The organism is Amycolatopsis rhabdoformis, assembly GCF_035918295.1.
Lineage (GTDB): Bacteria > Actinomycetota > Actinomycetes > Mycobacteriales > Pseudonocardiaceae > Amycolatopsis > Amycolatopsis rhabdoformis.
Window position 1 is genome coordinate 2204996 of the sequence record NZ_CP142149.1, and the last position, 20448, is coordinate 2225443.

The 20448-nt window shown below is 71.8% G+C and carries 20 protein-coding genes; 8 read left to right on the forward strand and 12 right to left on the reverse strand.

Annotation, left to right across the window (positions count from 1 at the left end; all coding sequences use genetic code 11):
- Nucleotides 1-47: 47 nt before the first annotated feature.
- The 7 genes from fahA to VSH64_RS10355 all read right to left on the reverse strand — a co-directional run bounded on the left by fahA (nt 48) and on the right by VSH64_RS10355 (nt 5892).
- Complete coding sequence (fahA, locus tag VSH64_RS10325; RefSeq protein WP_326835307.1) at nt 48-1232, reverse strand: fumarylacetoacetase; 1185 nt, start codon at nt 1230-1232, stop codon at nt 48-50.
- A complete protein-coding gene (locus VSH64_RS10330; RefSeq protein WP_326835308.1) occupies nt 1229-2086 on the reverse strand; it encodes a hypothetical protein in 858 nt (285 codons plus the stop codon). The genes fahA and VSH64_RS10330 overlap by 4 nt, the downstream gene beginning before the upstream one ends.
- The gene (locus VSH64_RS10335; RefSeq protein ID WP_326837930.1) at nt 2083-3270 is read right to left on the reverse strand and encodes a homogentisate 1,2-dioxygenase; all 1188 of its coding nucleotides are present in this window, start codon (nt 3268-3270) and stop codon (nt 2083-2085) included. The genes VSH64_RS10330 and VSH64_RS10335 overlap by 4 nt, the downstream gene beginning before the upstream one ends.
- Nucleotides 3271-3375: 105 nt before the next feature.
- A complete protein-coding gene (locus VSH64_RS10340; protein ID WP_326835309.1) occupies nt 3376-3903 on the reverse strand; it encodes a MarR family winged helix-turn-helix transcriptional regulator in 528 nt (175 codons plus the stop codon).
- 68 nt (nt 3904-3971) lie between these two features.
- Nucleotides 3972-4442, reverse strand: a complete 471-nt coding sequence (locus VSH64_RS10345; RefSeq protein ID WP_326835310.1) for a cupin domain-containing protein — start codon at nt 4440-4442, stop codon at nt 3972-3974.
- Nucleotides 4443-4601: 159 nt separating this feature from the next.
- Nucleotides 4602-5048: a winged helix-turn-helix transcriptional regulator gene (locus VSH64_RS10350; protein WP_326835311.1), complete on the reverse strand. Its 447-nt coding sequence runs from the start codon at nt 5046-5048 to the stop codon at nt 4602-4604.
- A 145-nt stretch (nt 5049-5193) separates the two neighbouring features.
- Nucleotides 5194-5892, reverse strand: coding sequence for a TetR/AcrR family transcriptional regulator (locus VSH64_RS10355; RefSeq protein WP_326835312.1), 699 nt, complete (start codon nt 5890-5892; stop codon nt 5194-5196).
- A gap of 297 nt (nt 5893-6189) precedes the next feature.
- On the opposite strand from VSH64_RS10355, the gene VSH64_RS10360 reads away from it, so the two are divergent.
- From VSH64_RS10360 to VSH64_RS10385, 6 genes are read left to right on the forward strand one after another with little or no spacing between them, the layout of a single operon-like run.
- On the forward strand, nt 6190-7521 hold the full coding sequence (locus VSH64_RS10360) for an MFS transporter (protein WP_326835313.1): 1332 nt from the start codon (nt 6190-6192) through the stop codon (nt 7519-7521).
- Nucleotides 7522-7565: 44 nt separating this feature from the next.
- Nucleotides 7566-8378: an enoyl-CoA hydratase gene (locus tag VSH64_RS10365; RefSeq protein WP_326835314.1), complete on the forward strand. Its 813-nt coding sequence runs from the start codon at nt 7566-7568 to the stop codon at nt 8376-8378.
- Nucleotides 8375-9967 carry a long-chain-fatty-acid--CoA ligase gene (locus VSH64_RS10370; protein ID WP_326835315.1) on the forward strand — a complete coding sequence of 531 codons (1593 nt, stop codon included), beginning with the start codon at nt 8375-8377 and terminating at the stop codon, nt 9965-9967. The genes VSH64_RS10365 and VSH64_RS10370 overlap by 4 nt, the downstream gene beginning before the upstream one ends.
- The gene (locus tag VSH64_RS10375) at nt 9967-10791 is read left to right on the forward strand and encodes a crotonase/enoyl-CoA hydratase family protein (protein WP_326835316.1); all 825 of its coding nucleotides are present in this window, start codon (nt 9967-9969) and stop codon (nt 10789-10791) included. Before VSH64_RS10370 ends, VSH64_RS10375 begins: the two co-directional genes overlap by 1 nt.
- Nucleotides 10792-10848: 57 nt before the next feature.
- A complete protein-coding gene (locus VSH64_RS10380; RefSeq protein WP_326835317.1) occupies nt 10849-11844 on the forward strand; it encodes an LLM class flavin-dependent oxidoreductase in 996 nt (331 codons plus the stop codon).
- 1 nt (nt 11845) lies between these two features.
- Entirely contained in the window at nt 11846-13276 is a 1431-nt protein-coding gene (locus tag VSH64_RS10385; RefSeq protein ID WP_326835318.1) for an amidase family protein, read from the forward strand.
- Here VSH64_RS10385 and VSH64_RS10390 read toward each other — a convergent pair.
- Genes VSH64_RS10390 through VSH64_RS10405 form a run of 4 tightly spaced genes read right to left on the reverse strand, consistent with a single transcriptional unit; the run spans nt 13271 to nt 16929 of the window.
- Nucleotides 13271-14467: an ABC transporter permease gene (locus VSH64_RS10390; protein ID WP_326835319.1), complete on the reverse strand. Its 1197-nt coding sequence runs from the start codon at nt 14465-14467 to the stop codon at nt 13271-13273. The two genes, VSH64_RS10385 and VSH64_RS10390, sit on opposite strands and share 6 nt — an antisense overlap.
- A complete protein-coding gene (locus VSH64_RS10395) occupies nt 14464-15150 on the reverse strand; it encodes an ABC transporter ATP-binding protein (RefSeq protein ID WP_326835320.1) in 687 nt (228 codons plus the stop codon). Before VSH64_RS10395 ends, VSH64_RS10390 begins: the two co-directional genes overlap by 4 nt.
- Nucleotides 15147-16379 (reverse strand): efflux RND transporter periplasmic adaptor subunit, encoded by a 1233-nt coding sequence (locus VSH64_RS10400; protein ID WP_326835321.1) that lies wholly within the window; start codon nt 16377-16379, stop codon nt 15147-15149. The genes VSH64_RS10395 and VSH64_RS10400 overlap by 4 nt, the downstream gene beginning before the upstream one ends.
- Entirely contained in the window at nt 16369-16929 is a 561-nt protein-coding gene (locus VSH64_RS10405; RefSeq protein WP_326835322.1) for a hypothetical protein, read from the reverse strand. The genes VSH64_RS10400 and VSH64_RS10405 overlap by 11 nt, the downstream gene beginning before the upstream one ends.
- 144 nt (nt 16930-17073) lie before the next feature.
- On the opposite strand from VSH64_RS10405, the gene VSH64_RS10410 reads away from it, so the two are divergent.
- Nucleotides 17074-17760 (forward strand): response regulator transcription factor, encoded by a 687-nt coding sequence (locus VSH64_RS10410; protein WP_326835323.1) that lies wholly within the window; start codon nt 17074-17076, stop codon nt 17758-17760.
- Complete coding sequence (locus VSH64_RS10415; RefSeq protein ID WP_326835324.1) at nt 17750-19627, forward strand: sensor histidine kinase; 1878 nt, start codon at nt 17750-17752, stop codon at nt 19625-19627. Before VSH64_RS10410 ends, VSH64_RS10415 begins: the two co-directional genes overlap by 11 nt.
- Here the strand turns inward: VSH64_RS10415 and VSH64_RS10420 are convergent.
- Nucleotides 19541-20398 (reverse strand): HAD family hydrolase, encoded by an 858-nt coding sequence (locus VSH64_RS10420; RefSeq protein WP_326835325.1) that lies wholly within the window; start codon nt 20396-20398, stop codon nt 19541-19543. The two genes, VSH64_RS10415 and VSH64_RS10420, sit on opposite strands and share 87 nt — an antisense overlap.
- Nucleotides 20399-20448 lie beyond the last annotated feature (50 nt).

Below are 20448 nucleotides of genomic sequence, written 5' to 3' on the forward strand. Positions count from 1 at the left end.
GAAACACCGTGGCCCGCTCCGGTGGTTCGGGGCGGGCCACGGTGTCTTCAGCGGTGCGCCTGCGTGGCGGGCAGGATGCGGCCCCGGACCTCACCGAAGCCGATGCGGCCGCCGCCGGCACCCGGTGCGGTGGCGGAGATCGCCACCTCGTCGCCGTCCAGCAGGAACGTCCGCGGTTCGCCGGCGACCGTGACCGGCTCCCGGCCGCCCCAGGTCAGCTCGATGAACGCACCCCGCTGGTCCTTGTCCGGGCCCGACACCGTGCCGGAGGCGAACAGGTCGCCGGTGCGGGCGGGGGCGCCGTTGATCGTGAGGTGCGCGAGCATCTGCGCCGGCGACCAGTACATCGACCGGTACGGCGGGCGCGTCACGACCTCGCCGTTCCACTCCACGGCCAGGTCGACGTCGAGCCCCCACGGCCGGGTCTCCGCGAGATAGGGCAGCGGCGCGGGATCCTGCTCCGGCGTGGGCACTCGCGCGCCTTCCAGCGCGAGCAGCGGCACGACCCACGGCGAGATCGACGTGGCGAAGCTCTTCCCGAGGTTCGGACCGAGCGGCACGTACTCCCAGGCCTGGATGTCGCGGGCCGACCAGTCGTTCACCACCACCGCACCGAACACGTGCCGGCCGAAGTCGTCGGCCGTGAGCGAGGACCCGAGGGGTGAGCCGGTGCCGACGAGGAAGCCGAGCTCGGCCTCGATGTCCAGCCGCGTCGACGGGCCGAACACCGGCGCCGGATCACCCGGGGCCTTGCGCTGGCCGCACGGGCGGACGATGTCCGTGCCCGACACGACCACGCTGCCGGCGCGGCCGTGGTAGCCGACCGGGAGGTGCTTCCAGTTCGGCATCAGCGGCGCCGAGTCCGGCCGGAACAGCCGGCCGAGGTTCGTGGCGTGGTGCTCGGAGGCGTAGAAGTCCACGTAGTCGGCGATGTCCACCGGCAGGTGCAGCGTCACGTCGCCGACCGCGTGCACGGCCTCGTCCGGCAGCACACCGGTCACGACTTCGGTGATCCGCCGCCGCACTTCGACCCAGCGGTCGTAGCCCTGTGCCATGAACGCGTTGAGCGTCGGGCGCGCGAACACGGCGTCGCCCAGCACCACGGCGAGGTCGACCACGGAATCGGCGACGCGGACACCCACCCGCGGTTCGGTGCCGGGCGTGGAGAACACGCCGTAGGGCAGGTTGTCGGTGCCGAACGGGGAGCCGGCGGGGATGGCGATCTCGGTCACGCGGGAGTTCCTTCGGAGTCGGGGTCGGGGACCACGCCCAGGTCGACGAGCTCGGCCAGCGGCTCGAGGACGCTGCAGGTGCCGAACGACAGGAACCGCGAGCGCACCGCGTCGGCGTCGAGGGCCGACGCGCGGGCGGCGACCGCGGCCCCGTCGCGATCGGCCAGCACCGCGGCCAGCTCGCGCTCGTCGGCCCCGTCGAGCGCCGCGCCGACGGCGGCGAGGAGGTTGAGGAAGCCGTGCTGGTCGAAGCCCGTGGCCGGGTCGGTGTTGCGGATCGCGTGGTGCAGCCCGGCGGTGGCCTTGAACGCGACCCCGGCGGCCACCACGAGGGCGATCGCCGCGGCCAGCTCGGCCACACCGGGGTAGAGCTCGGCCGTGACCCCGCCGGTGCGGAACTTGGCGAGGTAGCCGGTGTTCGCCAGCGTGGTGACGACCTCGGCGCCGCGGCTGTCGCGGGGTACTTCGACGAACACCGGCACCTCACCGGGCCCGGCGTCCGATGCGGTGTCCAGTGCAGCGAAGAACTCGGCCACGGACGCCTGTGGGGGCATGGCCACCTCGACACCGCGCAGGCGCACCGGCAACCGGTCCGCCGCGGCGAACACTGCGGGCAGCTGGGCGGCGCCTTGAGGACACGTGACCGAGAGGTCGAGCAGTTCTCCCTGCAGCAGCAACGGTTCCAGTTCGTCCAGCGTGGACGCCGCCAGCACGAGCGGGCCGACGAGCTCGGCGTAGGGCGCGGTCCGGTGCCGGGCGTGCGCGGAAACGGCTTCGGGCAGCGGCATCAGGCCCGGCGGGAACACTGCCGCGTCGTCGAACAGGCCGCGGGTGAGGCGCGGGTTCGCGGTCACGCCGGCTCCTTCCGGGCCCAGGTCCACGCGTAGCCCTCGTCCTCCACGGCCCGGCCGCCTTCGCCGAGCTCCAGCGGGTTGAAGGTGTCGACCATCACGGCCAGCTCGTCGAAGAACTCCGCACCGATGCTGCGTTCGTACGCGCCCGGCTGAGGACCGTGCGAATGGCCGCCGGGGTGCAGCGACACCGAACCCTGGCCGATGCCGGATCCCTTGCGGGCGCCGTAGTCGCCGCCGCAGTAGAACATCACCTCGTCGGAGTCCACATTGGCGTGGTAGTACGGCACCGGGATCGCGAGCGGGTGGTAGTCCACCTTGCGCGGCACGAAGTTGCAGATCACGAAGTTGTGGCCCTCGAACACCTGGTGCGCGGGCGGCGGCTGGTGCACGCGGCCGGTGACCGGCTCGAAGTCGGCGATGTTGAACGTGTACGGGTACAGGCACCCGTCCCAGCCGACGACGTCGAACGGGTGCTCGGGGTAGACGAACCGGGTGCCGGCCACCGGGTTGCCGCGGTGTTTCACCAGTACCTCGACGTTCTTCTCCTCGACCAGCAACGGCTCGCCGGGGCCGTGGAGGTCGCGTTCGCAGAACGGCGCGTGCTCGAGCAGCTGCCCGAACTTCGACAGGTACCGGCGGGCCGGGGTGATGTGCGAGTTCGCCTCGATCACGTACGCGCGGACTGGGCCTTCGGGCACCCAGCGGTGGGTGGTGGCGCGGGGGAGCAGCACGTAGTCGCCCTCGCGGAACGGCAGCGCGCCGAACACCGTCTCGACGACCCCGCGGCCGGACTCGACGTACACGCACTCGTCGCCGATCCCGTTGCGGTACAGGGGAGAAGTGCCGGCCGCGACCACGTAGGAGATCCGTACGTCGGTGTTGGCGAGGACCAGCCGGCGCCCGGTGACCACGTCGAGGTGCTGCGCCGCGTCGGCGGCGAACAGGTCATGGAGCTTCAAGTGCCGCGGTTTGAGCGGGTGGTTGGGCTCGGTGGCCTGGTCCGGCAGCGCCCAGGGCTCGGCGTCGACGATCGCCGACGGGATCGTGCGGTGGTACAGCAGCGAAGAGTCGCTGGAGAACCCCTCTTCGCCCATCAGCTCTTCGAAGTAGAGGCCGCCCTCGGGGGTGCGGTGCTGGGTGTGCCGTTTCGGCGGGAGACTGCCGACTTTCCGGTAGTACGCCATCGTGTCGCCTCCGTGCGCGTCGCTGGGGGTCGGTGCGCTCGCCTTCGGCAGCACCGCCACTTAGTAAATCTATGTACTAAGTGGCTCGCGACGCAAGAGGCGCGGTCAGTTTCGGCCGCGGATGGCGAACGAATCGCGCTGGGTGATGAGCTTGTCGAGCAGGATCACGAGCACGCGCTGCTCGGCCTCGGTGAGCACGTCGACCCACTCGCGCTCGCGTTCGTTGTGCTCGCGGAAGACCGCGAGCATCTCGGCCCGGCCCTCGTCGGTCAGGGACAGCAGCACGGCCCGCCCGTCGTGCTCGGCCGGCGCCCGGTGCAGCAGTCCGTCGGCGACCAGTGTCTTCGCCAGGTTCGACACGGCGGCGCGGCTCATACCGGTGAGCTCGGCCGCCTTCTTCGCCTCCAGCGGTCCGGCCAGCCACGTGACGAACAGCAGCCGGAATGCCGACCACGACCGCCCCCGCGGCCGGTGCACGCTCGCCTCGAGGTCGTAGGTGACGATGTTCGCCGTGCGGTTCAGCGTCAGCAGCACCTCGGTCGCCAACCGGTGACTCGGACCGACCTCGTCGGCCAGCCGCTTGTTCGCCAGCTCGATGAAGGACCAGAAGTCGAGATCAGCACCCTTGCTCATGGCGGTCAGTCTAGCAGATTTGATACATATGAAAACTAAATCCGCGCGCGGTGGGGACCGGGTCTCGGCTACCGGCCCGCGTCGGTGAGGATCTCGGTCGGCGGGGTTCCCTGGGCCTTCACGTAGAAGACCGCGAGCTTGGCCGGCTCGGTCTGGCTGGCGTTGCGGCTCACGACGTGGATGTCGGTCGGCGACTCGTAGAAGCTCCCGCCGGTGGGCACGGTCCGCTGCGGTCCGCCTTTCACCTGCGTCACCACGCTACCTTCGAGGACGTAGACGAACAGGTCGCAATTGTGCCGGTGCACCTGCGAGGCCTCGCCCGGGGCGAAGTCCACGATCTCGATCATGCCTTCCTTTCCCGGCAGGTCCGGCAGGCTCTGCGTCATCAGGCGGGTGACCGACCCCGCCTGGGTCTGGCGGACGGCCGCCTGTTCTTGGCCCGCCCCGGAAGCCGGGGTTTCGCCGGGCCCGGAAGGGGTTGCGCAGGCGGCCAGACTGGCGAGCGCGAGCAGCGAGACGACGGTGACGATCTTGTTCATGGTGGGCCTCTGCCTCGGGTCGGGCCGGAACTTTCGCGCGCGCCTCGGGTGGTGCGCACTGTTCGCGACTACCTTCTCGACGCTAGGTGACGAACGGTGGTCCGGCGTGGGCCATTGGCGCTCAAGATCATCGGGCCAATCGCGTGCCGACTGCCCGGCTCACTCGCCGGACTTGCGCACCCGGGTGTCGTCCGCGTGGATCGGGGCGCCGTCCGGTGTCACGTAGGTGAGGCGGGGGACCGGTGCGTCGGTTTCGCGGTCCACCAGCAGCACGTGGTCCTCGCCGGGCTCGTACATGTGGTCCTGTCCCCACTGGCGGAGGCTGATCACCAGGTCGAACAGGTCGCGGCCCTTGGCTGTCAAGGCGTATTCGCGGTAGGCGCTCCCGTCGGAGGCGGGTTCGAGGCTCAGGATGCCGGCGTCGACCAGGTTGCGCAGCCGGTCGGTGAGGATGTTCTTGGCGACGCCGAGGTTGCGCTGGAAGTGCCCGAAGCGGCGGATCCCGTCGAACGCGTCGCGGATGATCAGCAGCGACCACTTGTCGCCCAGTACGTCGATCGTCCGGGCGACCGGGCACCGCGGGCTCGTCCACACCTGCTCGCGCACGACGGGCACCTCCCCTGAATTCTGGTTGCTATTCGCAACGGGCCTGGGTTAACCTGGTTTCAGATTACTACTACTTTGCGGTGGCCGAGGAGGTGGTTTCGTCGAAAACCCGGAGAAGAGCGGGAGTCGGCGGGCTCCTGTTCGGTCAACGGCGCCGGGTGCGGGGCTTCTTCTGCCCGAGTTCTGCGTGCAGCCGCTCCGCTCCGTCCAAGAGGAACCGAAGGGCCAGCTCGAAGGCTTCACGGTCGAGGTTGTCCCGCCGCGACCGCAGCTCGTGCGCGTTCACGATGTGTTCCAAAGTGGACGGATACGCCCCCGGGTCGTCGGGAAAACCGCCCGCGAACGAGCCCATGGCCGAGCCGTACACGATGCTGCGCGTCGATGAGCCGATGAGGGTCGCGTAGCGCGGGGACCAGCCCGCGCGCGTGAGTCCACCGTAGACTTTGTCCACATTGCGCAGTGACTGCTCGCCGCGCTGAACGCCGCGGGCCAGCCATGGCACCATGTTGGGGTGGCCCAGAATGGCTTCGTGGTAGCTGCGGGCCCACCGTTCCAGGCCCACGAGCCAGTGTTCGGTGTCGAACGAGGTGGCGTCCACTGTGGCCACCACCGAATCCGCGGCCAGGTCGAGCAGTTCTTCCTTGGTGCGCACGTGGTTGTACAGCGAAGGCGACTTCACGTCGAGGATCGCGGCCAGGCGCCGCATCGACACGGCTTCGAGACCTTCCGCGTCGACCAGTGACAGCACGGCGTCCACGAGCTGCTCGCGGTTGATGCGCGCCGGCCGGCCGGCTCTGCGCGGGGGCGCCGAGGTATCCGCCGACTGCCCGTGATCTTCGTCCATGCGCCGAAGATACCAGTCGGGGCAGGAAAACTAGCACTGTTCAGAAATTTCGCGCGAGGGTCTTCCGCGCCCGAGGGCAGCCGTGCATACTCAGGCGGCGATCGCATTAACGAACATCGATAGTTAATCGAACCCGTCCCCCCGCGCAGAACCCCTGGGGCTCGCCCCGGCCAGTGGAGGAAGCGATGCGAAAGTCGAACACCGGACTCATGACCCGGGCGCCCGAGCGGCCCCGCGATGCAGGCGTCGGCGCCCGTTGCCGGCGTGCGGGCTGAAGGCGCGGGCGCCATGGCAGTCATGGGCAGTCCGAGCGGACAGCTGCGCCGCGCCGTCGTGTCCGGGTACTTGGGCAGTGTCATCGAGTTCTACGACTTCATGCTGTACGCGACGGCGTCGGCCGTGGTGTTCTCGAAAGTCTTCTTCTCCTCATTGGACCCCGCGGTGGCGACGATCGCCAGCTTCGGCACGCTCGCCACGGGTTATATCGCGCGGCCGCTGGGCGGAGTGATCTTCGGGCACTTCGGGGATCTCCTGGGCCGCAAGCGGATGCTCGTGCTGAGCATGACGCTGATGGGCCTCGCGAGCTTCCTGATCGGGCTTTTGCCGACGTACCGGCAGATCGGCGTCTGGGCCCCGATCGGGCTGGTCGCGCTCCGGCTCGTGCAGGGCGTGTCGGTCGGCGGGGAGTGGGGCGGCGCGGTGCTCATGTCCGCGGAGCACGCCACCAGCAGGCGGGGGCTGTGGGCGAGCTTCGGCAACGCCGGCGCGCCGAGCGGGATCCTGCTCTCCACGGTCGTGCTCAGCGCCACGAGCGCACTCGTGGGGGAGGACGCCTTCCTGGCCTGGGGCTGGCGGATCCCGTTCCTGGTCAGCCTTCTGCTGCTCGCGGTCGGGCTTTTCGTGCGGCTGCGCGTGACGGAGACACCGGCGTTCGAGGTGGCGAAGCGCCAGGCCCGGACCCGGCGGTTCCCGGTCGTCGAAGTCCTGCGCCGCCACCCCCGCACGTTGCTGCTCGGCATCGGCGTGGGCCTGGCCGCCTTCGTGGCCCAGGCGACGATGACGATCTTCGTGATCGCCTACGGCGTGCGCGTCGGGCACACCCGCCAGGACATGCTCAACGCGCTCACCATCTCCACCGCGTTCGCGATCTTCGGCATCCTCGGCTGGTCGGCGCTGACCGACCGGGTCGGGCGCAAGCCGGTGGTGGTGGCCGGCGCGCTCGCGATGGCCGGCTACAGCTTCCTGCTCTTCCCGTTGGTGCAGAGCAGCAGCTTCGGCGCCGTGGTGCTCGCGCTGACGCTGGGCAACGCCGTGATCCAGCCCATGATCTACGGGCCGCTCGCGGCGCTGTACGCCGAATTGTTCAGCACGGAGAACCGCTACACCGGCGCGTCGCTGGGCTACCAGCTCGCGAGTCTCGGCGCGGGCTTCGCCCCCTTGCTGTTCGCCCAGGTGCAGCAGGTGACCGGGAGTTCGGACACCGTGCTCATCTCCGCCACGATCTCCGCGTTCTGCCTCCTTTCGGTGGCGTGCATCGCGGCACTCAAGGAAACCAGCCGTCGTGATCTCCAAGCCGCCCCGGCCCCGGTGCTCGGCAAGCCCGCCGCGAGCGGGCGGGAACTCTCCTGACGGACCGGCACAACCACAACCACATCAACAACGAGGACAAAAACATGGCCTACGAGGACATCATCTCCGAGCGCATCGGCTCCGTCGCCCGCATCTGGCACAACCGGCCGGAGCTGCGCAACGCCGAGAGCACGCAGCTGCTCGAGGAGCTCAACACCGCCGTGCTCGAGGCCGACGCCGATCCCGCCGTGCGCGTGATCGTGCTGGCCGGCAAGGGCGGGCACTTCTCCGCCGGCCACGACCTCAAGGAGGGTCAGGCGCTGCGCGCGGGCTTCTGCGTGGAGGAGCGCTGGGAATACGAGGAGCAGTACTACTTCGACTACTGCATGAACATCATGCACGCGAGCAAGCCGACCATCGCGCAGGTCGAGGGCGCGTGCATCGCCGGCGGGTTCATGGTCGCGAACATGTGCGACCTGCTGGTGGCCTCCGACGACGCCTTCTTCGCCGACCCGGTGATGCACACGATGGCGGTGGCCGCGGTCGAGGTGCTGATCCACCCGTGGGTGCTCGGGGAGCGCAAGGCCAAGGAAATGCTGTTCACCGGCCAGCGCCTGACCGCCGCCGACGCGCTCGCGGCCGGCATGGCCAACCGCGTCGTCGCACCGGAGAAGCTCGAAGACGAAGTGCTGGCGCTCGCGGACCGGATCGCCCAGGCGCCGCCGTTCACCATGAAGGTGCTGAAGAAGTCGCTCAACCGCACCTTCGACGTGATGGGCCGCGCCTCGGCGCTCAAGGCGCACTTCGACTCCCACCAGCTCAGCCACTTCAGCGACGAGGCCAACCGCGTGAAGGCGGCCGGCGTCGCGAAGTCGATCCAGCGCCACAAGACCGGTGAGTCGGTGGGCGCGCAGTGACCTCCCGCCCTTGGGAAGCGCTCTACCCCGACGGCGCGCTGGCCGCATTGGACGTCGAGGGCCGCGACCTGGCCGACCTGCTGGCGGCGAGCGTCCGGGAGTTCGGCGCGGCTCCGGCACTGACCGCCGGTGGTTCGAGCTGGTCGTTCGAGCAGGTGGGCGACGCGGTGCAGAACGTCGCGCGGTTACTCGCCTGGGCCGGGCTGACCGACGGCGACCGGGTGGCGATCATGCTGCCGAACAGCCCGGAGTACGTGCTCGGGCTGTTCGGCACCTGGACCGCCGGCGGGGTCGTGGTGCAGGTGAACCCGCGCTACGTCCGCTACGAGGTGGACCGGATCCTGGCCGATTCCGGCGCGCGGTTCCTCCTCACCACCGCCGAGATCGCCGACCGGCTCGGCGCGCTCGACTGGCCGGGCCGGATCTTCCTGGCCGACGACCTCGAGTCCGCAGTGGACGAAGCACTGGGCCTCGCGATGGTGTCCCCACCCGGCCCCGCCGCCGCGAGCCGGGCCGGGGAACCGGCGGTGATCCAGTACACCGGCGGCACCACCGGCGCTCCCAAGGGCGTCACGCTCACGCACACCAACATCCTGGCCAACATCGAGCAACGGCTGCGGCTCACGTTCGGCACCATCGCGGTGCCCGCGGCCGCCAAGGTGGTGAACGTGCTGCCGATGAGCCACGTCTACGGGCTCACCTGCGTCACGCTCATGGCGATCCGGACCGGGATGAACCAGATCCTGCTGCCGAAGTTCGACGTGCGGCGCGTCCTGGAGACCCTGCGCGACGAGCGACCGTTCGCGTTCTTCGGTGTGCCCACGATGTACACCGCGTTCCTGCGCCAGGAGGACCTGGCCGACCACGGGGTGTCGGCCGTGTCGGTGTTCAACAGCGCCGGTGCGGGGCTGCCGGCGAGCCAGGCCGCCGAGTTCGAACGCCGCACCGGCGCCCGGATCGTCGACGGGTTCGGGATCAGCGAGGCTTCGCCGACCACGCACACCAACCCGCTGTACCTGGAGCGCCGGCCGGGCAGCGCCGGGATTCCCGTGCCGTTCACCGACGTGAAGATCGTGGCGAACGCGGACGACCCCACGCCGCTGCCGATCGGCGAGGTCGGGGAGCTCGCCGTGTCCGGCCCCCAGGTGATGCGGGGCTATTGGGGACAGCCGGAACTGACCGGCGAGGTGCTGCGGGACGGCTGGCTGATGACCGGTGACCTCGCGCGAGTCGACGAGGACGGGTTCGTGTACGTCGTCGGGCGGCGCAAGGACGTGATCATCGCGAGCGGCCTCAACATCTACCCGGCGGAGGTCGAGCACGCGATCGGCACCTTCCCCGGGGTCGCCGACGTCGCCGTGGTCGGCATCCCCGACGACTACCGCGGCGAAACCGTGAAGGCGGTGATCGTGCTGCGCGAAGGTGTCGCCGCCACAAGGGAACAGATCCTCGACCACTGCGCGACGCTGCTCACCGGCTACAAGATCCCCCGCGTGATCGAGTTCCGTCCGGCCCTGCCGCGCACGCCGGTCGGGAAGATCGACCGCCTCCAGCTCACCGCCACCGATTTCGAAGGATCGACCGCCTGATGAACCCCGACCTCGAGAACCTCGACGAGCTCGACCTCACTGACGACCTGCGCAGCGTGACCCGCCACCGCCTCGGGCACCTGCTGCTGATCGGCCTGAACCGGGTGCCGAAGCGCAACGCGTTCAACCTCGACATGCGCGAACAGCTCGCACTGGCCTTCGGTGAGCTCGAACGCGACCCGCAGATCCGGGTCGGTGTGGTGTTCGCCCACGGCGACCACTTCACCGGCGGCCTCGACCTCGCCGAGGTCGGCGACGCGCTGCGTACCGGCAAGGGCGGCATTCCCGAGGGCGGCGTCGACTGGCGCGGCCTGCACGGCTCCCACCGCACGAAGCCGGTCGTCTGCGCGATCCAGGGCTGGTGCATGACGCTGGGCATCGAGGCCGCGCTGGCCGCCGACGTCCGGGTGGCCACCGAGGACTCCCGGTTCTCCCAGATGGAGGTGAGCCGCGGCATCTACCCCTTCGGCGGGGCGACGTTCCGCTTCCCGCGCGAAGTGGGCTGGGGCAACGCCATGCGTCACATCCTCACCGGCGACGTCTTCGACGCGGCCGAGGCGCTGCGCATCGGCCTGGTGCAGGAGGTGGTCCCGACCGGCGAACACCTCGTGCGCGCCGTCGAACTCGCGCAGCAGATCGCGGCGCAGGCGCCGCTGGGCGTACAGACCAGCTTGCGGTCGGCGTGGCGCGCCCAGCGGGAGGGTGATCTGGCGGCCGCGGCCGCCCTGATCCCCGAACTGTTGGCCCTGCTGGATTCCCAGGACGCCCAGGAGGGCCGGCAGTCGTTCCTCGAGCGCCGGCCCGCCGTGTTCACGGGCGAGTGAGCCGGCGCCGAAACGCCGGTCTCGTCCACAGATTTCGCTTCTTCGAAGGAGAAGACCATGCGGTTGGGGACATCGCTGAGGTTCAAGTTCGCCTCCTCACCCGAGTCCATGACGAAGTACCACGAGAAGGTCGCGCGCGGGGAGTTCACCGACATCCCGCTCGGTGAGCCGGATGCGCGGCTGCAGGCGGCGCAGCTGCTCGAGATCGGCGCGCTGGTGGCCGAGGCCGGGCTCGACTTCCTGATGGTCGGCGACGGCCACGCGTCCGCCGACGCGAACATCTTCGCGCCGGTGCCCACGCTCGCACGGCTGCAGGCGGTCACCGGCGACCTGCCGCTGGGTCTCCTGCACCTCGCCCCGTTCCACCACCCGGTGATCGCCGCGGAGCAGATCGGCACGCTCGCCGCGTTCGCACCCGAGCCGCTCACGCTCGTGCTGGGCAACGGCGACGACAGCACCCAGTTCCGGGGTTTCGGGATCAGCAAGGCGAGCCGCGGCCGGCGGACCGAGGAGCAGATCACGCTGATCCGCCGGCTGCTGGCCGGTGAAGAGGTGACGCACGAGAGCCCGTACTTCTCGGTGCACGGCGTCCGGATCAACCCGATTCCCCGGGTGCCCACGCCGATCTGGGTCGCCGCCACGCGCGGTGCGGCGGTCGAGCGCGCCGGCCGGCTCGGCGACGGCTGGGAGACCAGCCCGCTGGCCCCACCGGACGCACTGGTCGAGCAGCTGGGTGTGTACACGCGGGCCGCGCAGGCCGCCGGCCGGCCGGTGAACCCGATCCTGCGCCGCGACATCCACGTGGCCGCCACGGACGAGGCGGCGTGGGAAGCGGTGGACCCGATCTTCGCCGCGGGGTATCGCGGTGTCGGGAGCGCCGCGGACACCGCGCTCGTGGGCAGCGCCGCCACCGTGATCGAGCGGCTGAAGTTCTACCGCGGGCTCGGGTTCGACTTCGTGCTGGTGCGCCACATCGTCGGCGACCACCGGCTGATCCTGGACTCGATCCGGCGCATCGGCGACGAGGTCCTGCCCGCGATCAGGAGCCTGTGACGTGACGATCACCGATCGCCCGGCCGCCGTCCACGAACTCGGCGTGGCCGAAGCCGCCGAGGCCGTCCGCACCGGCGCGCTCACCGCGCGGGCCTACGCGGCGGGTCTGCTGGACCGCGCCGAGCGCCTGGCCGGCCTGAACGCGTTCATCACGCTCGATCCCGAGGGGGTGCTGCGGGCGGCTGAGACCGCGGACGAGGACCGGGCCGCGGGTGCCGAGGGGCCGCTGCTCGGAGTTCCGCTCGGAGTGAAGGACAGCGCGCTGACCCGCGGCCTCCCCACGACCTTCGGGAACTCGGCGCTGCGCGGGTTCGTCCCCACCCGGGACGCGCAGGTGGTCACCGCCGTGAAGAACGCCGGGGCGCTCGTCTTCGGCAAGACCAACCTCGCCGAGATGTCCTTCGGCGTCACCGGGCTGAACGCCCACCACGGACAGGTGCTCAACCCGCACCGGCCGGCCCACGTCTCCGGTGGTTCGTCGAGCGGGTCCGCGGCCGCGGTGGCCGCGGGGATCGTGCCGGCGGCGCTGGCCGGCGACACGATCGGGTCGATCCGCATCCCGGCGGCGCTGTGCGGGGTGGTCGGGTTCAAACCCAGCCGGGGACGCTGGCCCGGCGACGGGGTCGCGCCCGTGTCGACCACGCTCGACTCGACGGGGGTGATCGCGCGGAGCGTGGCGGACTGCGCCCTCGTGGACGGCGTGGTCACCGGCGCCGTGCCGGGCACCCGGCCCGTGCGCGGCGTGCGGCTCGGCTACTCGCCCCGGCATCTGGCCGGCGCCGATCCGGAGGTCGCATCGGCGTTCGACCGCGCGCTCGGCCGGCTCGAGGACGCCGGTGCCAGGCTCGTGGAAGTCGAGCTGGGGGAGGACTTCTTCGAGCTCGCCGAGAGCGCGACGTGGCCGATCTTCTTCCACGAGACGCTGCCGTCGGTCCGCGAGTTCCTGCGGCTCAACGACATCCCGGTCACCTTCGAGCAGATCGCCGCCGGGCTCGGCGAACACGTGAAGGCGCGCTGGGACAAACTCGTCGTGCCCGGCGCGCCCAACGCGGTGGACCACGCCTCCTACCGCGCGGCCCTCGACACGTTGCGCCCGGCGTTGGCCGGCCGCTACCGGCACCGCGTGTTCCGCCACGCCGACGCGCTGCTGTTCCCGACGACGTTGTGCGCCGCCCCGCCGATCGAGCACCAGTGGGAGTACCCGGTCGGGACGCAGACCGTGACCGACCTGTTCCTGGCCCGCACCACGCACCCGACCAACTGCGCCGGGCTGCCGGGCCTCACCGTGCCGATGGGCACCACCGCCGGTGGGCTTCCGCTCGGGCTCGAACTCGACGGCGCGTTCGGCACCGACCGCGCCTTGCTCGCCGTCGCGGCCGGCGTCGAGGACGTGCTGGGGCGGGCAGCGCCACCGGCGGGACTGCCGTCATGAGGCCAGCGCCGCCGTCGGGGTGAGCCGGGCGGCGCGGATCGACGGGTAGCCGCCCGCGACCACGCCGATCACCACCGCGCCCGCCAACGCCGCGATCACGGCGGTGGCCGGCACGATCGTCGGCCAGCCCTGGGCCGTGGTGTAGGCGAAGGTCGCCACCACTCCGAGGGCGACGCCGGCGAGCCCGCCGAGGACCGAGAGCGCCACCGCCTCGGTGAGGAACTGCGCGCGGATCTGGCCGCGGCTCGCCCCGAGCGCGCGCCGCAGCCCGATCTCGCGGCGGCGTTCGAGCACCGAGATCACCATCGTGTTCGCCACGCCGATGCCGCCCACGAGCAGCGCGACGCCGGCGAGGCCGAGGAACAACGTGGACAGTGTCGCCGCGGTGGTTCGCTTGGCCAGCAAGGCATCGGAGGGCAGGCTCACCGAGACGAGCCCGGGCAGCTCCGGGCTCACCGTGGCCGGCAGCACCTCGCGCACGGCCTCGACCTGGGATTCGGCGGCCTTCACGTAGATCACGGTCGGGCTGCCGTCGAAGTGCAGCTCGGTGCGCGCGGCGTCCCAGCCGACGAGCACCGACCGGTCGATGTCCGGGGACAACGGCGTCGGCTCGAGCACCCCGACCACGGTGAACCACGTGCGCCCCACGTACACCTGCTGCGGCCGGGCGGGGTCCACGCGGGGGAACCCGAGCCGGGCGGCGGCGATCGAACCGAGCACCACGGTGGGGAAGCGCTCGTTCGCGGCCGAGAGGAACCGGCCCGAACCCACTCGCGCGTTGATCGCGTCCGGCAGGTTCGTCTTGGCCGCCAGCACGGTCAGCCCGGAATAACCCTCGTCGAGGTCGGTGCGGCTGACCGTGGTGTTCGTGTTGGCGACGGCGCTCGCGACGCTGACCGGACCGATCCGTCCCGCCATCGCCACCGATTCCGGCCGCAACTTCACCGGCGGCGTGGTCGGCGCGGGGGTCACCTGCAGCACGTTGGTGCCGAGCCGGGTGAGCTGGTCGAACAGCGCCTGCTCGCTCGACGCCGGGATCGCGGTCACCAGCACCATCGTGGCGATGCCGATCGCGATCCCGAGCGCCGACAGCGCGGCGCGCCCGGGCCGGGTGCGCAGCCCGACCAGCCCGAGCCGCAGCAGGTCGCCGGGGGCGAGCCGGACCACGGCGCTCGGATCCGCGCGGGTCACCGCGGCACCCCGGTCCGCGAGTCGGCGGTGATCCGGCCGTCGCGCAGCTCGACGCGGCGCGGCAGGCGGGCCGCGATCTCGCGGTCGTGCGTGATGATCACGATGGTCGTGCCGGCGCGGTTGAGCCGGGTGAAGAGGTCGAGGATCGCGTGGCCGGTCGCCGTGTCGAGCGCCCCGGTCGGCTCGTCGGCGAGGACCACGGCCGGGTCGTTGACCAGCGCCCGCGCGATGGCGACGCGCTGGCGCTCCCCGCCGGAGAGCTCGGTGGGCCGGTGGTCCACGCGGTGGGCGAGCCCGACCTGAGCCAATGCCGCCAGGGCGAGCGGGCGGCGCCGGCGGCGCGGGACCCCGGCGTACAGCAGGCCGGTGGCCACGTTGTCGGCCGCGCTGAGGCCGTCGGCCAGGTGGAACTGCTGGAAGACGAAACCCAGCTGCCGGGCGCGCAACGCCGAGAGCCGCCGGTCCGGCAGCGTCGTGACGTCGTGCCCCGACAGCTCCACGGTGCCTTCGCCGGGGCGGTCGAGGGTGCCCATGATGGTGAGCAGACTGGATTTCCCGGATCCGGACGGCCCGACCACCCCGACGAGCTCACCCGGCTCCACGGTCAGGGACACGTCGTCGAGCGCCCGCACTCCGCCCGGATAGGACAGCACCGCGTGGCGCACCGCGAGCACCGGCGTCACGAGGTGGTCACCACTTTCAGCCCGGCGGTGAGCCCCGCTCCGCTGACCTCGACGAGTCCCTTCGTGAAGAGCCCGGTCGTCACGGCCAGCAGCGTGCCGTCGGGGCGCTGCAGGCCGTAGCCACCGCCACTGAGCGCCAGCAGGGCGCCGACCGGCACGGCCAGCACCCCTTTGCGGCTCTCCCCGGTGAAGCTCACCTGCACCGGCGCCGGGTCCACGTGCTGCACCGCCGCCGGATCGGCGGGCACGACCGTGACCGTCTGCTTCGGATCTTCGGCGCCGCCAGGACCGCCGGTGCTCGCCGGTGCCTCGGTGGTGAGCGCCCCGACGGTCGCGGCCACGTTCGTGCCGTCGGGCAGCGTGATGGCCGCCTGGCCGGACTTCTGCACCTGCGCCGAGTCACCCGCGTCGAGCGGGACGTGCACGACCTTCGTGGTCGAGGCGACCGACAGCACGCCGTTGCCCGCGTCGTCGCCCAGCCGCGCGCTGAGCGCGGTCACACGGGCCTCGCCGGTGAGCACCGCGGCGTCGTCGGCGTCGAGCACGCCAGTGCGCGCCCGGCCGGTGTCCCGTTGCCACGACCGGATCGCCGAGACGAGGGACGCGGTGAGCACCGCGTCGTCCGGGGTCACGGTGTACTGCGGCCGAGCCGCGGTGCTGTTCGGCGCGGTGCTGCTGGGATCTGGGCTGCTCGGCGCGTCGGAGGCAGGCGGCGCATCGGAGGGGGCCGGCGAGTCACCGGGCAGCGTGACCACCGTGCCGGGGCGGGGCTGGCTGCCGACGCGGTAGCCGAGCGCGGCCAGATTGTCGGCGACCACCCGGACATCGCGGCCCACGAGCCCCACCGTGTCGAGGGGGCGGAACAACGGCGTGGTCCCGTAGAACACCGCCACCGGCCGGTCGTCGACCCGCATCAGCGGCTCCCCGCGCGACACCGTGGCGCCGACCGCGGGCAGCCACGTCACGCGTCCGCCGCTGCGGCCCTTCACGGGGATTTCGCCCGCGTAGCCCAGTGTTCCGGGCAGCGTGATCGACGACGTGAGATCGGTCCGGGTCACCTCGGCGGTCGCGACGGGCGGGGCCGCACCGGTTGCCGAGGGCTGGTCGTCCCGGGAACGAAGCAGCAGCACGGCGCCGACCGCGGCGATCACCAGGACGACACCCGCCGTCGCGATCACCAGCCGGCGCTCGCCCAGGCGCCGCACCCCGGTGCGTCGATCACCGGCCACCGAAGGCCTCCTGTTGGCACTGGGCGTCGATGTTCATCTGCTGCGCGATCGGCATCGAGCCGTGGGGGTCCAGTTCGTAGCCGTTCTGGAAGCCCGGGGTGTCCTTCACCTCGACGCCGTGGGCCTTCAGACAGGCGACCAGTGCCCGCATGCCGTCCTGGTAGGAGCCGGGATCGGTGCGCTTGAGCCGGTCCTGAAGGAACTCGGGCTCTTTCGCCGCGCAGGCCTCGTGTGCCGGGCGGTACTGCGGCAACGGGTGGTCGTGTTCCCGCTTCACGTCGGGGATCCCGTGGTCGGTCAGGCACTTCGTCCAGGCCTCGATGAGCCGCTGGGTCTCCGCGCCGTCGGTGTCCGGGCGGATCAGGGGCCGCGCGTCGTCCACGGACGTGGTCGCGGACGGGCTCGCGGGCGCCGTGCTGCCGGGCAGTGCGGCGACGCCCGGCGCGGTGTCGGTGCTCGGGGCACCACCGCACGCGGCGAGCGCCAGCGTCGCGGTGAGGAGGGCGCAACCGTGCAGCGCGGTCCTCACCAGGAGGGGTCGGAGGGTCATGCCGGCGAGGATGGCGGACAGATGTGAAGAGGATGTGGTGAGCGTGATCATCGCCGGGACAACCGCGAGGAGCGGGGCTACAGTGGGAAATCCGGCCGGCTGTCCCGTGTGGACGCGGTCGCCGAGCGGGTGAGGAGGCGCCGGGTGTGCGCGTACGTCCTGGTCGCCGAGGACGATCTCAAGCAGGCCGAACTGGTGCGGCGGTACCTGCGCCACGAGGGCCACTCGGTGCAGACCGTCGCGGACGGACAGGCGGCGCTCGACGAAGTGCGGCGCCGCCAACCGGATCTGCTGGTGCTCGACCTCATGCTGCCGTCGCTGAGCGGGCTCGAAGTGTGCCGCCACGTCCGGCGGGAGTTCGCGCTGCCGGTGCTCATGGTCACCGCGAAGTCCACTGTGAACGATCGGCTGCGCGGCTTCGACCTCGGTGCGGACGACTACCTCGTGAAGCCGTACGACCCCCGCGAGCTGGTCGCCCGCGCGCGGGTCCTGTTGCGCCGCGCGGATCCGGGTGACCAGGGCGGACCACCTTTGCGGGTCGGTGATCTCGTGCTCGACCCGGAGCGGTTCGAGGTCCGGGTCGGCGACCGCGCGGTGGAGTGCACGGCCGCGGAGTTCCGCATTCTCACGGCGATGATCTCCGCCCCGGGCCGCGTGTTTTCGCGCGCGCAGCTCGTGGAGCGGGTCTACGGGATCGACGCGTTCATCACCGAGCGCACGATCGACGTGCACGTGAAGAACCTGCGCAAGAAGATCGAGCCCGACCCGCGCCACCCGGAGTACCTGCTCACCGTGTTCGGGGTGGGGTACAAGGTGCGCGATGCCCGCTGAAACCCCGTGGCGGCGCGGGATCCGGGTGCGGGTCCTCGCGGCCGGCGTGCTCGTCGCGGCGTGCGCCATCGCCGCGACCGCGTGGCTCGCGGTCACGAGCACGACCGGCGCGATCCAGAAGGAACAGGGCGAAACCGCGGCGGCCACGGCGTTGAGCTACCGGACGGTGGTGGGCTACGCGGCGGCGCACGCCGACTGGGCCGGGGTCGGCGCGACCCTCGCCGGGCTGCGCTCGACGACCGGGCTCGACTTCGAGCTCACGACCACCGCCACTCGGCGCCTCGCCACCAGCGGTGATCCGGCCCGCCCGCCGGGCGCGGGCAAGCTGGTGGCCGTGGTCGACCCGCTCGCCGTCGACGCCGGCCTGCTGCCGGGCGCGCCGCCCGACCGGATCGACCCGCGCGCCACCGGCCCGTTCACGCTGCCCGCCGGCGAGCGTGCGGACCTGCGCGGCCGGGCCGACGCCGAGGCGGCGTGCGCCCGGGCGGCCGGTTTCCGGGCGGAGGTCGTGACCACTCCGAGCGGCCGCGCCTACGTGGACGCCGATCAGGAGGCGCGGCGCCGCTGCGATCGGCTGGGTGTCGAGGTCACGGGCCGGCCCTCCGGCGACGAGGTCGCGCTGCAGCTCACCGCGACGGAAACGGCGGCGCTCGGTGACCTCAACGTCCGGATGGCGACGTGTCTCGACGGCCTCGGCCCGGCGGACCGGGGGAGCGGCTCGAAGGCGCGGTTGACCGCGTCCGGAGCGTTCGTGCCGGCCGCTTCGGTCGGGTCCCCGGGGTTCACGACCTGTCTCGCCCAGAGCCGGCACAGCCAGCTCACGCCGTACGTGGCTCCCGCGGCCCTGCTGTTCGTGGCGGACCCGGCCGCGGCCGCGACGCCGCCCGTCGGCCTGCCCGCGGCCGGCGCGATCCGCATCGTCGTGGCCGCTTCGGCGGTTCTCGTGCTCACGATCGTGGTTGGGCTGGTCCTGGCCGGGCGGGTGCTGCGTCCGCTGCGGGTGCTCACCGAGGCGGCGAACCGCATGCGCCGCGGCGATCACAGCGCGCGGGCCGACGTCGCCGCGCGGTGGGAGATCGCCGACGTCGCCCGCGCGTTCAACGCCATGGCCGACCAGGTGGAGCGCACCGAGAAGCAACGCATCGAACTGGTCAGCGACGTCTCCCACGAGCTGCGCACGCCGGTCGGCACGCTGCGCGGCTGGCTCATCGCGACCCAGGACGGCTTGGCCGACCTCGACCCGGAGCTGGTGGAGTCGCTGCTGGAGGAGACCGACGTGCTGCGCCACCTCGTCGACGACCTCCAGGACCTCGCCGCGGCCGACGCCGGCGAGCTCCGGATCTCCTTCGACACCGTGGACGTCGGCGAGGTGCTGGCGCAGATCGCGGCCACCCGGCCGGACACCGTGGTCGCCGAGGTGCCCGGGCCGCTGTGGGTGCGGGGCGACCGGGTGCGCCTGCGCCAGCTGTTCGGGAACCTCGTGGCGAACGCCCTGCGGTACTCCCCGCCCGGCGACCGCGTGGTGCTGCGCGGGACCCGGCGTGGCGACTTCGCGGAGCTCACCGTGACCGATCACGGACCCGGGATCGCGGCCGAGGATCTGCCGCACGTGTTCGACCGGTTCTGGCGCGCCGACAAGTCGCGCAGCCGTGCCACCGGCGGGAGCGGGCTCGGGCTGGCCATCGTGAAGCACCTGGCCGAAGCTCACGGCGGTACCGTCGGCGTCCACAGTGAACCCGGGGTCGCGACGACTTTCCGGGTGTCCCTGCGCTTCGAGCCGTCAGAGCGTGGCGAGGACCTGGGCCAGCCCGTCGTCCAGCACCGGCGCGGTGACCTCGCCGGCGACGGCGAGGAGCTCGGCCGGTGACTGTCCCATCGCGACACCGCGCCCGTGCTCGGCCGCCCACGCGAGGAGCTCGAGGTCGTTGTGCCCGTCGCCGACGGCCAGCACCCGGGCGCGAGTGACACGCAGGTCCGACCGCACGCGTTCGGCCGCCGTGGCCTTGTTCACGCCCGCGGCCGCGAGGTCGAGCCACGGCGTCGCGGCGAGGGCGAAGCTCACCTCGCGCAGGCACATCTTCGCCACCGCGCGCACGAACTCGCGCATGTCGTGCCCGGGCGCGAAGGCGACCACTCGCGTGGCGGGCCGGTTCAGCAGCGCGGCGAACGGCACGCGGGTCTGCTGGTCGTCGAGCCCGGTCGTGCCGGCGGGGAACGCCTCGGTGCAGCGGTAGTTCCCCTGCTCGTCCTCCACGGCGAACCGCGCTCCGGCCAGGTGCCGGCGGATCGACCGCAGTGCGTCCGCGGGATCGAAGCTTTCGACGTGGCACCGGCGGTAGCCGTTCGGTGCCTGCGGATCCCGGTGGAGGGTGACGGCGCCGTTGGAGCACACCAGGAACCGCGGCGTGATCGCGAGCCGGTCGAGCACGGGGACGGTGGCGGCGGCGGACCGTCCGGTGGTGAGGACCACGTGGTGGCCCGCCGCGTCGAGCCGCCGGACCTGCGTGAGCACCGCGTCGCTGATCGCGCCGTCCTCGCGCTCGAGCGTTCCGTCGATGTCGAGCGCGATCAGCCACGGCTCGGTGACCGGGAGGCCGCTCGTGGTGGGTTCGAGCAGCGCGGAACGGGGGGTGTCCATGCGGTGGGTCCTTCGGTGGTTCGAGGCGTTTCGAGCCGTGCGGCGGCGCG

Coding starts and splice junctions, on each gene's coding strand:
- VSH64_RS10335 (WP_326837930.1), bottom strand. CDS start 3,270: ATGGCGTACTACCGGAAAGTCGGCAGTCTCCCGCCGAAACGGCACACC.
- VSH64_RS10345 (WP_326835310.1), bottom strand. CDS start 4,442: ATGAACAAGATCGTCACCGTCGTCTCGCTGCTCGCGCTCGCCAGTCTG.
- VSH64_RS10355 (WP_326835312.1), bottom strand. CDS start 5,892: ATGGACGAAGATCACGGGCAGTCGGCGGATACCTCGGCGCCCCCGCGC.
- VSH64_RS10420 (WP_326835325.1), bottom strand. CDS start 20,398: ATGGACACCCCCCGTTCCGCGCTGCTCGAACCCACCACGAGCGGCCTC.
- VSH64_RS10415 (WP_326835324.1), top strand. CDS start 17,750: ATGCCCGCTGAAACCCCGTGGCGGCGCGGGATCCGGGTGCGGGTCCTC.
- VSH64_RS10340 (WP_326835309.1), bottom strand. CDS start 3,903: ATGAGCAAGGGTGCTGATCTCGACTTCTGGTCCTTCATCGAGCTGGCG.
- VSH64_RS10360 (WP_326835313.1), top strand. CDS start 6,190: ATGGGCAGTCCGAGCGGACAGCTGCGCCGCGCCGTCGTGTCCGGGTAC.
- VSH64_RS10375 (WP_326835316.1), top strand. CDS start 9,967: ATGAACCCCGACCTCGAGAACCTCGACGAGCTCGACCTCACTGACGAC.
- VSH64_RS10365 (WP_326835314.1), top strand. CDS start 7,566: ATGGCCTACGAGGACATCATCTCCGAGCGCATCGGCTCCGTCGCCCGC.
- VSH64_RS10405 (WP_326835322.1), bottom strand. CDS start 16,929: ATGACCCTCCGACCCCTCCTGGTGAGGACCGCGCTGCACGGTTGCGCC.
- VSH64_RS10380 (WP_326835317.1), top strand. CDS start 10,849: ATGCGGTTGGGGACATCGCTGAGGTTCAAGTTCGCCTCCTCACCCGAG.